General features: G+C 49.8%; 8 protein-coding genes. 6 read left to right on the plus strand and 2 right to left on the minus strand.

Annotated elements, in window-relative coordinates; all coding sequences use genetic code 11:
* The first annotated feature begins 89 nt into the window (after window positions 1-89).
* From ACO0K4_RS02715 to ACO0K4_RS02725, 3 genes are all read left to right on the plus strand, one after another.
* Window positions 90-1262: a pyridoxal phosphate-dependent aminotransferase gene (locus tag ACO0K4_RS02715; protein ID WP_422955057.1), complete on the plus strand. Its 1173-nt coding sequence runs from the start codon at window positions 90-92 to the stop codon at window positions 1260-1262.
* 181 nt (window positions 1263-1443) lie between these two features.
* Window positions 1444-3618, plus strand: a complete 2175-nt coding sequence (locus tag ACO0K4_RS02720) for a M3 family metallopeptidase (RefSeq protein ID WP_422955058.1) — start codon at window positions 1444-1446, stop codon at window positions 3616-3618.
* 367 nt (window positions 3619-3985) lie between these two features.
* Window positions 3986-4369: a hypothetical protein gene (locus ACO0K4_RS02725; protein WP_422955059.1), complete on the plus strand. Its 384-nt coding sequence runs from the start codon at window positions 3986-3988 to the stop codon at window positions 4367-4369.
* Window positions 4370-4496: 127 nt separating this feature from the next.
* On the opposite strand, the gene ACO0K4_RS02730 is transcribed toward ACO0K4_RS02725, so the two are convergent.
* Together ACO0K4_RS02730 and ACO0K4_RS02735 are read right to left on the minus strand one after the other, a co-directional pair.
* Window positions 4497-4844: an energy transducer TonB gene (locus ACO0K4_RS02730; RefSeq protein ID WP_422955060.1), complete on the minus strand. Its 348-nt coding sequence runs from the start codon at window positions 4842-4844 to the stop codon at window positions 4497-4499.
* Between the two features lie 92 nt (window positions 4845-4936).
* Window positions 4937-6727 carry a methyl-accepting chemotaxis protein gene (locus ACO0K4_RS02735; protein ID WP_422955061.1) on the minus strand — a complete coding sequence of 597 codons (1791 nt, stop codon included), beginning with the start codon at window positions 6725-6727 and terminating at the stop codon, window positions 4937-4939.
* 614 nt (window positions 6728-7341) lie between these two features.
* Between ACO0K4_RS02735 and xdhA the strand changes: the two genes are divergently transcribed.
* The 3 genes from xdhA to guaD all read left to right on the plus strand — a co-directional run bounded on the left by xdhA (window position 7342) and on the right by guaD (window position 12772).
* A complete protein-coding gene (xdhA, locus tag ACO0K4_RS02740) occupies window positions 7342-8868 on the plus strand; it encodes a xanthine dehydrogenase small subunit (protein WP_422955062.1) in 1527 nt (508 codons plus the stop codon).
* Entirely contained in the window at window positions 8865-11201 is a 2337-nt protein-coding gene (gene xdhB, locus ACO0K4_RS02745; RefSeq protein ID WP_422955063.1) for a xanthine dehydrogenase molybdopterin binding subunit, read from the plus strand. Before xdhA ends, xdhB begins: the two co-directional genes overlap by 4 nt.
* Before the next feature lie 257 nt (window positions 11202-11458).
* Complete coding sequence (gene guaD / locus ACO0K4_RS02750) at window positions 11459-12772, plus strand: guanine deaminase (protein ID WP_422955064.1); 1314 nt, start codon at window positions 11459-11461, stop codon at window positions 12770-12772.
* Window positions 12773-13015: the final 243 nt, after the last annotated feature.

Below are 13015 nucleotides of genomic sequence, written 5' to 3' on the forward strand. Positions count from 1 at the left end.
TAGCCTATGCAGAACACATCTCGCCTCTATGGATGAAATGTGCTCTCATTATTTGTGAACCAAGATAGTCCGTTTGACTAAGGTAGCTCATGACATTTCCCCAAGCTCGCCCCGTCGTCCAGCAGCTAGGTGCCTCACAAATTCGTGAAGTCGCCAATGCCGGTATCGGTCTCACCGACGTTTTACCGTTCTGGTTCGGCGAGCCGGATCAGGTGACGCCACCCTTCATTCGTGAGGCTGCCAAACAGGCTCTGGATGCAGGCGACACGTTTTATACCCATAACTATGGCATCCCCGCACTACGCACTGCCATTGCAGCTTATCTGTCGCACCTGCATCAAACAATCGCACCTGAGCGCGTCGCAGTAACCTCGTCAGGCGTATCCGCCTTAATGCTGGTGGCGCAAACACTGTTAAATCCTGGCGATCGCGTCGTTGCGGTAACACCGCTGTGGCCAAATCTGATCGAGATACCCAAGATACTGGGTGCCGAGGTAGTGAAAGTCGGTCTGGAGTTTGGTCATAGCTGGGAACTTGATCTGCAAAAATTACTGAACGCCTTAACGCCCGGCACTAAAATGCTGATGGTAAATTCGCCGAATAATCCTACCGGCTGGGTCATGCCGCGACAGCAACAGGAAATCGTGCTCGACCATTGCCGCCAGCATGGCATCTGGATTTTGTCTGATGATGTGTATGAAAGACTGGTGTACGCGGAGCAATCACATCAAGCACACTGCGCCCCGTCTTTCCTGGATATTGCCACGCCAGAGGATCGTCTGGTGTCGACCAACAGTTTTTCTAAAGCCTGGCTGATGACGGGCTGGCGATTAGGCTGGATCGTCGCCCCGGCAAGCGTGATGGATGACTTGGGCAAACTGATAGAATTCAATACCTCATGTGCACCGGGCTTCATCCAGAAAGCGGGAATTACCGCATTGGAACAAGGCGAAGATGTGCTGCGGCATACGCTAAGCCGTTATCAGACTGCCAGAGATTTTTTGTACCAGAACCTGAACGCCTTGCCGGGCATCACGGCACCTCTGCCTAAGGGTGCGATGTATCTGTTTTTTCGGGTCGACGGAGAGAAAAATACCTTAAACCTGTGCAAGCGCCTGGTCAAAGAAGCGGGACTAGGCCTGGCACCGGGAAGTGCCTTTGGCGCGGAAGGAGAAGGCTATGTGCGCTGGTGCTTTGCCAGCTCCGTCGACAGTCTGGCCTTGGGCGTCGATCGCCTGAAAAACTATCTGTTAAAGCGATAATTCTGGTTTTTCTTCATATCACAGGATTGAGTAAATCATCCATGGATGATGAATTCTGCGGAAATAGTCTGAACTCAGCGCAGTCCGACATGTCACAGCATCAGTCAGCATTTTCCATTGCGCAACCTGATGCTATGATGGACTTTCTGTTTTTCCCCTACACAACTTAGAAAAGACCACCATGTCCAAATCCCTGTTCATGTTGCTCTGTTCCAGCCTGGCAATCCATACCAGTCTGGCAGCAGATACTCCGCCAGCCAATCCGGCAAAAATCGATGGCGCAATGGTACGCAGTGCCTTCGCTGGCAACCCTTTCTACGCAGCTAGCACGCTGGCGTATGAAATGCCGGCATTCGACAAGATTCAGGATGCGCATTATGCGCCGGCGTTTGCCGAAGGGATGCGCCAGCATGCCGCGGAGATCAATGCGATTGCCGATAATACTGCCAAGCCGACATTCGAGAATACGATTGTGGCGATGGAGCGTTCCGGTCAGTTGTTGGGCAGAGTATCTACCGTATTTTTTAACATGGCGAGTGCCAACACTAATCCTGCGATTGAAGCGCTCTCCCGCGATCTGGCACCTAAACTGGCAGCACACCGGGATGCTATTAATCTGAATGCCAAATTATTTGCGCGCGTCAACGAGATCTATAACCAGCGTATGCAACTGGCACTGGATGCCGAATCACGTCGTTTGCTGGAACGCTATTACACAGACTTCGTCCGCGCCGGGGCCAAATTGTCTGACGCAGATAAAATCAAACTGAAATCACTGAACGCCGAACTGGCAAGCCTGGGCACAACATTCAGCCAGAACGTATTGAAAGAAACGAATGCGTCGGCCCTGATTGTCGACACCAAAGCAGAACTGAAAGGCTTGTCAGACAGCGAGATCGCCAGCACGGCAGAAGCAGCTAAAGCCCGCGGCCTGCCAGGTAAATACCTGATCGCACTCATGAACACCACGGGTCAACCTTACGAAGCACGCCTAAGCAACCGCGCACTGCGTCAGCGTCTACATGAAGCGTCTGTCGAGCGCAGCAACCATGGCGGTGAATTTGATAATCGTGAAGTCGCGATCAATCTGGCCAAACTACGCGCCGAACGTGCCGTCCTGCTGGGTTATGCCAATCATGCCGCTTATCAGCTAGAAGATGCCACAGCCAAAACAACGGATGCTGTGAATAAAATGTTGCGTGAACTTGCACCAGCGGCAGTCGCTAATGCAAAAAAAGAAGCGGCTGAAATGCAGAAGCTGATCGATGTGAAAAAGGGCGGCTTTAAGCTTGCTGCGTGGGACTGGTCGTTCTATAGCGAACAAGTACGCAAAGCTCAATATAGTTTTGATGATAGCCAGTTGCGCCCGTATTTTGAGCTGGACAATGTGCTGCAAAAAGGGGTGTTCTTTGCTGCAACACAGCTATATGGCATCACCTTCAAAGAGCGCAAAGATCTGCCGGTGTATAACCCGACGGTACGCGTCTTTGAAGTATTTGATGCCGACGGCAAGCCGATGGCTTTATTTCTGGCAGATATGTACGCACGCGACAATAAGCGAGGCGGGGCTTGGATGAATGCCTATGTACAGCAATCCGGATTATTTGCGCAACGCCCGGTTGTTGCCAATCACCTGAATATTCCGCAACCGCCAGCAGGTCAGCCAACCTTGCTGACCTACGATGAAGTCAGGACCGCCTTCCATGAATTTGGCCATGCATTGCACGGCATGTTCTCAAACGTCCGCTACCCGCGCTTCTCAGGCACCAGCGTGCCGAGAGATTTTGTCGAATACCCTTCGCAAGTCAATGAGATGTGGGCAGTATGGCCAGAGATTTTGAAGAACTATGCGCATCACTATCAGACTGGCCAGGAAATGCCCCCAGAGTTGTTGGCCAAACTGTCTGCAACGGCGAAATTTAATCAGGGCTTCGCCACCACGGAATATCTGGCAGCATCCCTGTTAGATCAGCGCTGGCATCAACTTACACCGGCGCAAATTCCAGCCGATGCGCTGGCATTTGAGGCAAACGCATTGAAACAGGCGGGTGTCGATTTTGCACCGGTGCCACCACGTTATCGCAGCACCTATTTTTCACATATTTTTGCGGGTGGCTATTCGGCAGGCTATTACGCATATCTGTGGAGTGAAGTGCTCGATGCCGATACGGTAGACTGGTTTAAAGAAAACGGAGGTCTAAGTCGCAAAAACGGCGACTGGTTCCGCCAGCAACTGCTGTCGCGCGGTGGCAGCGTGGATGCGATGGAATCGTTCCGCAACTTCCGTGGCCGTGATGCGCAGATCGAACCTTTATTGTTACGTCGCGGTTTAAAGGCAGATACGAATGCAAAATAAATTCGGTAACTGCCATGGCAGTTACCCTCTGCTGAACTGTATCGTGAGCGTCAATAAAATCGTATCGATAAAATTAAGTCCATAGCTTGTACGTTGAAGTAACCGTTGATGTTGTCTCGAACCCGCTTTGGCGCTGCCGTTTGAGCGGGTCAGAAAATGGAAAAAAGAAATGTCCGTTGTCTGAGCCGCAGGCGAGTTTCGGACACTTCCCATTTTCTGGCCTGCTCAAACGGGAACCCGAAGGGAAGCGACTGTGCGGTCACCTTCTTTTGCTCACTTTTCTTGGCGAAGCAAGAAAAGTGAGTAGCCGCCGGTCTACCACCGGCCGGCAATCCAGGCAGACAACATCCGTGATTCAACGAAAAAAATGGTGCGCACGGCGCACCTTACGACTGCAACCCAGAACAGATTTTATCCGTCAACATTTCATCATCAAGGACATTTAACGCAAACGGTACGCAACGCTATTACCGTTGCCTTTAAAGTTGTTTTTGAATTTGCAGTTGACCTGCAACCCGCTTTGGCGCTGCCGTTTGAGCAGGTCAGAAAATGGAAAAAGAAGTGTTCGCTGTCTGAGCCGCAGGCGAGTTTCGGACACTTCCCATTTTTTGACCTGCTCAAACGGGAACCCGAAGGGCAGCGACTGTGCGGTCGCCTTCTTTTGCTTACTTTTCTTGGCGAAGCAAGAAAAGTAAGTAGCCGCCGGTCTACCACCGGCCGGCAATCCAGGCAGACAACATCCGTGATTTAATAAAAAGACGGTGCGCACGGTGCAGTAAGCTTATTTAGTATATTTATTTATTACGTTTAGTTAGTTCGTTACCATAAAAAAAGGAGCCAATGGCTCCTTTTTCAACATCAAAATGTACGCAGAATATTTACTCAAGTTTCCAGACGAAATCAACTTTAGTCCAGAGCTGTTCTGCCTTACCGTCCTTGGTTCCGGGCTTGAATTTGCACAAGCTTAATGCGGTCAGCGCAGCTTTATCCAAGCTCTTGGAGCCGCTCGATTTTTCGACTTTAGACTCGGACACTTTGCCGTCGGTGGCAACCAGAAAGCCCAAAGACACCGTACCGGTTTCTTCGTTCATCAACGCTGCCTTAGGATACCTAGGAGGGTCGCAGGACTTATTATCAATCACAGGTGCAACATCTGCGGCCAGCGCGGAACTGGCGGCCGCCGCGAGCAAAAATGCACTGGCGATGGAAGATAAACATGCTTTCATAAGTTAACTCTTCTTTTTCAAATTGAGATCAAAATTGTGCCACAAACTACGCTAAACACAAACTGGCAAGCAAAGCATTGCCAGTTTGTGTGTTAGAACTCCTCCCACTCGTCAGCACTTGGGGCACTGTGACGGCTACCCGCACTGGCAGCACTGGATGCACTTGCTTTAGGGGATGCTGAAGGTGCTTTTTTGACGCTTGCTCTGGCAGCGGGCAAAGATTTAATATTCGATGCTTTTGGCCTTGGTTTAGCAGGTGCGGCAGCTTCTACACGACGAACTTGTGCAGGTGCCTTCTCCATCGCATGTTCAGCGGCATTGAGTTTAAAAATACTGACTACTTTTGCCAGCTCTGCCGCCTGATCCTGCAAGCTTTGTGCCGCAGCCGCTGCTTCTTCTACCAGCGCGGCATTTTGCTGCGTCATACCATCCATTTCAATAATGGCATGATTGACGTGTTCGATACCGACGCTTTGTTCCTGACTGGCGGCACTGATTTCGGCAATGATGTCCGTAACGTGCTTCACGCTGGAGACCACCTGATCAATCGTCACACCTGCCTGGCCTACCAGTTTAGTGCCGATGTCGACTTTCTCTACCGAAGTGCCGATCAGGGTTTTAATTTCTTTTGCAGCTGCTGCACTACGCTGTGCCAGATTACGCACTTCTGCAGCCACTACCGCAAAACCACGGCCTTGCTCACCTGCACGCGCTGCTTCAACTGCCGCATTCAATGCAAGAATATTTGTCTGAAACGCGATACCGTCAATCACACTAATAATATCGACGATCTTTTTAGAGGATTCGTTAATTGCACTCATGGTATCGACGACCTGCGCAACCACAACACCGCCCTGACGAGCAACTTCGGACGCAGAAGCGGCTAACTGATTCGCTTCACGGGCATTGTCTGCGTTCTGCTTCACAGTGGTCGTCAGTTCTTTCATTGACGACGTTGTTTTTTCCAGCGAACTGGCTTGCTGTTCAGTACGGGAAGACAGATCCAGATTGCCGCTGGCAATTTCGCTGGATGCTGTCGCAATCGTGTCTGTGCCCTGACGGACCTGACCAACGATATTGACCAGGCTATCGCGCATGGTTTTCATTTGCGCGATCAGACTGCTGTCATCACCTGAATTACTATCTATTGAAACCGCCAGGTCACCTGCCGCAATCCGGTTTGCAATGTGCGCAGCATAATCAGGTTCACCACCGAGCTGTTTCAGCAAACTGCGGGTAATCACAACACCAGCAAAAATACCGGCCAGCAAAGCTAAGCTGCCGAGGACCAGCATCAGATTACGTGCGGTACCAAAAGCCGATCTCGCGTCCTCTGAGCTTTGCTCATTCACTTTGTCTTTCAAGGTCACCATTTCATCCAGCGCATCTAACCATTTCTTTTGCACGGGGCGGATTTTTTTGATCAGGGTGATCGTCGCGACCTCAGGATTATTCGCCAGACCTAATTCCTGTGCTTTAGCAGGTAAAGATGCAGAGGCATTTTCCTGTTCTTTCAGCTTTGCAAGTAAGGCTTTTTCTTCCGCAGAGGTCGCCGTCTCTGACGCAAACATCGATGCTAATTTCGCTTCAGCTTCGGTGTATTTTTTTGACTGTTCTTTGATCTTGGCCAGCTCTGGCTCCATATCGCCAGCGTCATTCAACAAGGTCAAATTGCGCAGCGATACCATACGATCATAGACAATCGCACGCATCTCAATCACAAGGCGTGTTTCAACGTTATTGACGTTGACGATGCGTTCCAGCCGGTCCTCGATTTGTGACATGCCTCTGATGCCAAGTGCGGTCACGACGATCAGCAGGGTCAACACTAAAGCGAAACCCAATCCCAAACGCTTGCCTACCTTCATTTTTGCAAAGTTCATAATTCAGTCTTAGTGAAGTAAGAAATAAAAATCCACATCAATACTCAAGATGCCATTTCTGATCTGTTCATTTGCTGAACGGTCAGACATTTTTTTCATTGAACAATTGAGTGGCCATGCAATGCAACACATGATGCTTTTGCGACTTTTTTGACACAAATAATTGATTGCTCTTTAGTGTAAGCATAAAACGCTCCACAAGGGGAAATCGCGCATCCGAAGAAAAGAAATATACGCTATTTTTTCCGTGTGGCAAGTTTTTTTCTGTAATTCAAATACAGCGGTAAACGCCTATTTTAAATAATGAAATCAAAAAATATTTACTTTTAGCTACGTGAAAAAAACGACTTCAAGGTAATCCGTTTGCTACAAATATGTGCCCTCAAATCAAGCAATAGAACTATCGCGTCCGATATAACGGCATTACAAAATTTTGTTTGCTGCCGGTGGCCTGATGCAGATCAATTGATACCGTGCATCATCGTTCTGATATGGCAAGGTAATGCATGAGTGATAATCTCTTAAATGTCAAAATGGTGCTGAGATTTTTGGCAATTTTGTGCCAATTTTCGCAGCGAAGCAACACTCTGAAAAAAAATATTGTTGGAGCAATCATGCCGGACCTAATTCACTTTTATTTGCGCGGCAAAAAACATCAAGTGAGTGATGCAGCACCGACACAAACTTTATTGCAATACTTACGTGAAGACCTGCATTGCACCGGTACTAAAGAAGGTTGTGCAGAGGGCGATTGCGGTGCTTGCACGGTCGTTGTCGGGGAATTAAAACAAGACCAATTACAGATGAAATCAGTGAACGCATGCCTGCAGTTTCTACCGACCCTGGATGGCAAAGCTGTTTTCACCGTTGAAGATTTGAGTAACGCAGGATCGCTTCATCCGGTTCAGCAAGCGATGGTAGATTGCCACGGATCGCAATGCGGCTTTTGTACGCCCGGCTTCGTGATGTCTCTGTGGGATTTGTACTTAAGAGAAGTGGACACCGGAATAACAGATACCACAACAAATCGTGATATCGACACAATGCCGCTGGATCGTAAAAAAATCGATATCGCCTTAAGCGGAAATTTATGTCGTTGCACAGGCTACCGTCCGATCATCGATGCCGCTCATCAAATGGCTAAACTGCCAAAACAAAATTTTGATCGTGATGCCTTAAGCCAGACATTACGCGAACTGCAAAGAGAACAGGCTTTATCATACCAATACCGGGATCAGCGCTTTGATGCCCCGCAGACGCTGACAAGCTTACTCTCCTTACGTGCAGCCCGACCTGATGCTGTGCTGCTGGCAGGCGCGACCGATATCGGCCTGTGGGTGACCAAGCAGTTACGCGAGCTGAATGACATTATTTATCTCGGCGAAGTCGCGGAACTACAGCAAATATCTGTTAAAGACAATGTATTGAATATCGGTGCCACGGTCCCGCTTGATGACGCCTATCAGGCGGCGACAAATTACTATCCTCAGCTAAACGATCTCTGGCAACGCTTTGCCTCCTTGCCTATCCGTCATATCGGAACATTAGGCGGGAATGTAGCAAACGGATCACCGATCGGCGACTCCATGCCCTGGCTCATCGTTCTTAGCGCCCGGATCATCTTAAGCAGTTTATCCGGACAGCGCAGCTTGCCTTTAGAAGACTTTTATCTTGGCTACCAAAAGAAAGATTTACGTGCGGATGAGATGGTGACGGCGATCGAATTGCCTTTGCCATCAGCGCAACAGATTTTCCGTACATACAAACTCGCCAAGCGTTTTGACCAGGATATCTCAGCAGTGTGCGCTGCATTCTCCGCTGAATTAAAAGATGGCCGCTTAAGCAATGTACGAATCGCGTTTGGCGGCATGGCGGCAACACCGAAACGAGCCCCTGCAGCAGAAGCCTGTCTGGAAAATCACATCTGGGATGAAGTAAATCTGCTCAAGGCAATGACTGCACTGGTACAAGATTACGCACCGCTGTCCGATATGCGCGCCTCCAGCGAATACCGGATGACAACAGCACAAAATCTCTTACGCAGATTTTGGCTGGAAACTCGTCCTCATGCACCACTGCCAAAAGCTGCTCTCGATGTATTTGCCGCACCTGATCTCGCCCGTGAAGGAGCCCATCGATGAACTCGCTCACAGACATGAATGCATCAACACTGGCAACAGAATGGAAAGAAGTGGGACGAGCACATCCGCATGAATCTGCGATCCTGCATGTTTGCGGTACGGCGACATATACCGACGACATCCCCGAAGTACACGGCACATTGCACGCGGCACTGGGCTTATCACAAAGAGCACATGCAAAAATTATTGCCCTCGATCTGACACCAGTAAAATCGACTGAGGGCGTAGTGGCAGTGTTCACTGCCAGCGATTTTCCCGGTATGAATGATTGCGGCCCCATCTTGCATGACGATCCGATTCTGGCCGACGGCGTCGTTGCCTATGTGGGTCAACCGATCTTCGTTGTTGTCGCCAGCACGCACGACCTGGCAAGGCGCGCAGCACGTAAGGCAGTGATCGTCTACGAAGATTTGCCCGCGATTCTGACGCCACAGGATGCACGTGCCGCACAGTCATTTGTGCTGCCGCCGATGTCGTTGCAACGAGGGAATGCACAACAAGCGATGAACAGCGCTCCGCATCGCTTGCAAGGTCAGTTGCAAGTCGGCGGTCAGGAGCAGTTTTATCTCGAAGGGCAAATCGCCTACGCCTTGCCAAAAGAAGCAAAGGCAATGCAAGTCTATTGTTCGACTCAGCATCCGAGTGAAATGCAACACGTGGTGGCACATGCGCTGGCGATTCCTTCGCACCAGGTGCAAGTCGAATGCCGGCGTATGGGCGGTGGTTTTGGCGGTAAAGAATCGCAATCTGCCTTATGGGCAGCCAGTGCCGCACTCTGTGCAATGCACTTGCAAGTCCCGGTCAAACTACGCGCCGATCGTGATGACGACATGATGGTGACAGGCAAGCGTCATGAGTTTTATTATGAATATGAGATCGGCTACGATGAGCAGGGCTTGATCCTGGCAGCCAGGATCGAGATGGTGTTGCGCGCCGGGTTTTCCGCGGACTTATCAGGCCCGGTTGCTACGCGTGCGGTCTGCCATTTCGATAATGCGTATTATTTATCGGACGTCGACATCAAGGCGCTCTGCGGTAAAACGAACACACAGTCGAACACGGCCTTTCGCGGTTTTGGCGGCCCGCAAGGTGCAATCGCGGTGGAATATGTGATCGATGACATTGCACGTCATCTCGGCAAAGATGCCTTAGATATTCGCAAGATCAATTTTTATGGCCGCAACGACAGTGAAGGTCGCAACACGACGCATTACGGTCAAAAGGTCATTGATAACGTGATTCATGAAATCGTCGCCGAACTAGAGCAAAGCAGCAGCTATCAAGAACGGCGTGCCGCTATTCAGACGTTTAATCAGGACAGTCCGATACTAAAAAAAGGACTGGCGCTGACACCGCATAAATTTGGTATCGCTTTTAACGTCACCCATCTGAATCAGGCTGGCGCTTTGGTTCATGTGTACATCGACGGCTCAGTCTTGGTCAATCACGGTGGTACTGAAATGGGGCAAGGCTTGCATACCAAGGTGGCACAGGTAGTAGCGCATGAACTCGGTATTCCGCTGGCTCAGGTAAAAATGACAGCGACCGATACCAGCAAAATTGCCAACACGTCTGCCACGGCAGCATCGACAGGTGCTGACCTGAATGGCAAGGCCGCACAGCACGCGGCTCGCCAGATCCGGGACAGACTGGCGATCTTCGCATCGAATCTCTTCGGTGGTAATGCAGACGAGGTTCAGTTTTTCTCCGGACAGGTTGTCGCTGGAAACAACCAACTCAATTTTGCTGAACTGGTACAAAAAGCATATCTCGCCCGGGTCCAGTTATGGTCAGATGGTTTCTACGCGACGCCGCATTTGCATTGGGATAGCAAGACCATGACGGGCAATCCTTTTTCGTATTATGCCTACGGTGCTGCAGTATCTGAGGTCATCGTCGATACGCTGACTGGCGAATGGAAATTACTGCGCGCAGATCTGCTCTATGATGCAGGAAATTCGCTGAATCCTGCAATTGATCTTGGTCAGGTCGAAGGTGCTTTTATTCAGGGCATGGGTTGGTTAACGACGGAGGAATTATGCTGGGATGCCAAAGGCAAGCTGACTACGCATGCGCCTTCAACATATAAGATTCCGGCGATCTCGGACTGTCCTGAGGATTTCCGTGTGAAGTTATTCGGCAAGCACAATATTGCAGACAGTATTCATCACTCAAAAGCAACGGGAGAGCCTCCCTTGCTGCTACCCTTTTCCGTGTTTTTTGCGATCCGTGACGCGATAGCCAGTGTAGCCGGTTATCAACGTAATCCGCCTTTACAGGCACCGGCAACTTGCGAGGCGATATTAAAGGCCATCGACGCCATTCGCGTGTAACTCCGCTTTCCATCACGCCTGCTGTTGCGAGCCTCGTCTGGATATTCGTGATGGAGAAAAAGTAGAAGCTAGCTCTGTATTATTGTGATTTTTCTCTATCGGTTTCTGAGAGTTTATTATCGGTACGCAATCAATCACACGATGCGGTTACATAATATTTTTAAACATTTCCATATCAATTCCGCAGGTTTCATGCGCCTCTCAAGACCATTTTGAGCTGAGAGACTTATGAACAGGGCGGATTCAAAGTACACATTATGCATTTACAGTTACCAACAAAGCCGCAAGCCTATCGCGCCAGTCTGCTGCATTTTATTGACGATCCCCTGCTGAGTGATCAGGCGACGCAATGGTGTGAAGATGGATTGCTGATCGTTTGTGATGGACGAATCCAGGCCGCAGGTGATTACGCAATGCTAAAGCCGACCTTGGCTAATGACGTCGTAGTGCAGCATTTCCCCGGCAAGATCATCATGCCTGGCTTTATCGACAGTCATATTCATTACCCTCAGACCGACGTCATAGGATCGCCCGCATCCGGACTGTTGCCATGGCTGGAGCAATATACATTTCCGGCTGAACGACGATTTCAGGACCGTCATCACGCCGGTGAAGTAGCAGAATTTTTTCTCGACGAGCTGCTCCGTTGCGGCACCACGACAGCAATGGTGTATTGCACCGTGCATCCTGAATCTGTCGATGCTTTTTTTGAAGCCAGCTCATCTCGTAATTTACGCATGATTGCAGGCAAGGTATTGATGGACCGGAATTGTTCGGAGTTTTTACGCGATACAGCAGAAGGCGGCATACGCGATAGCGAAGCATTAATTCATAAATGGCATAACAAAGGTCGCCAACTGTACGCAATCACACCGCGTTTCGCACCGACCTCCAGTGAAGCACAGATGCAACTTGCCGGCGAGTTAGCCGCCTCCTATCCAGACACGTTCATACAAACCCATGTCGCAGAAAACCGCGACGAATGTACCTGGGCGAGAAGTCTGTTTCCGCAGGCGCGCAGCTATCTCGACATCTATGATCGCTATGGCCTAATGCGAGAACGTGCGATGTACGGCCATTGCATCTGGCTCGACAATGAAGACCGGGCGCGCATGTCCGCCACCCGTTCCGCAGTGGCGCTGTGTCCGACATCAAATCTGTTTCTGGGCAGCGGCTTGTTTGACTTTACAGCAGCAGAGCAAGACAAAGTCCTCTTGTCATTGGCAACGGATGTTGGGGGAGGCACCTCATTCTCCATGCTGCAAACCATGAATGAAGCCTATAAAGTAGCTCGCATGGGGGGACATCACTTATCCGCCACAAGGATGTTTTATCTGGCGACACTGGGCGCCGCCCGCAGCATGCGGTTAGACGGATGTATTGGTAATTTTACGGTAAATAAAGAAGCCGATTTCGTCGTACTCGATCCGCAGGCAACACCACTAATGGCCCGCCGCACATCACAATGTAATTCACTGGAGGAATTGTTATTCGCACTAGCACTTTTAGGCGATGATCGCCAGATAATCAGCACCTATGCGGCTGGTAAGCAAGTGCATGTGAGAAAGTAAGTGGCGTTAATTTGGTTTTGCATTAACGGCGTAGGTTTGGTGCGTTGTTCAAGTTCGGGTGACTAAAAGCCGTAAATTGCGGCGACGATATACAGAACAAAAGTCAATACAGTAACGACGAACTTAAATGTTTTTACCAATTTAATAAAGTGATTCTCCGGCGTACTTCACATGATAACCGGACATTGTAAAGCCTAGAAAAATCAGTATTTATAAAAAAAGCCCCGGAAGTCCGGGGCTTTT

Origin of the sequence: Undibacterium sp. RuTC16W, from assembly GCF_049339445.1 — a bacterium.
GTDB lineage: Bacteria > Pseudomonadota > Gammaproteobacteria > Burkholderiales > Burkholderiaceae_D > Undibacterium.

Bases quoted from the DNA above. Each gene is read 5' to 3' on its own strand.
- ACO0K4_RS02735 (WP_422955061.1), bottom strand. From the start codon at position 6,727: ATGAACTTTGCAAAAATGAAGGTAGGCAAGCGTTTGGGATTGGGTTTC.
- ACO0K4_RS02715 (WP_422955057.1), top strand. From the start codon at position 90: ATGACATTTCCCCAAGCTCGCCCCGTCGTCCAGCAGCTAGGTGCCTCA.
- xdhA (WP_422955062.1), top strand. From the start codon at position 7,342: ATGCCGGACCTAATTCACTTTTATTTGCGCGGCAAAAAACATCAAGTG.
- ACO0K4_RS02730 (WP_422955060.1), bottom strand. From the start codon at position 4,844: ATGAAAGCATGTTTATCTTCCATCGCCAGTGCATTTTTGCTCGCGGCG.
- ACO0K4_RS02725 (WP_422955059.1), top strand. From the start codon at position 3,986: ATGGTGCGCACGGCGCACCTTACGACTGCAACCCAGAACAGATTTTAT.
- guaD (WP_422955064.1), top strand. From the start codon at position 11,459: ATGCATTTACAGTTACCAACAAAGCCGCAAGCCTATCGCGCCAGTCTG.
- ACO0K4_RS02720 (WP_422955058.1), top strand. From the start codon at position 1,444: ATGTCCAAATCCCTGTTCATGTTGCTCTGTTCCAGCCTGGCAATCCAT.
- xdhB (WP_422955063.1), top strand. From the start codon at position 8,865: ATGAACTCGCTCACAGACATGAATGCATCAACACTGGCAACAGAATGG.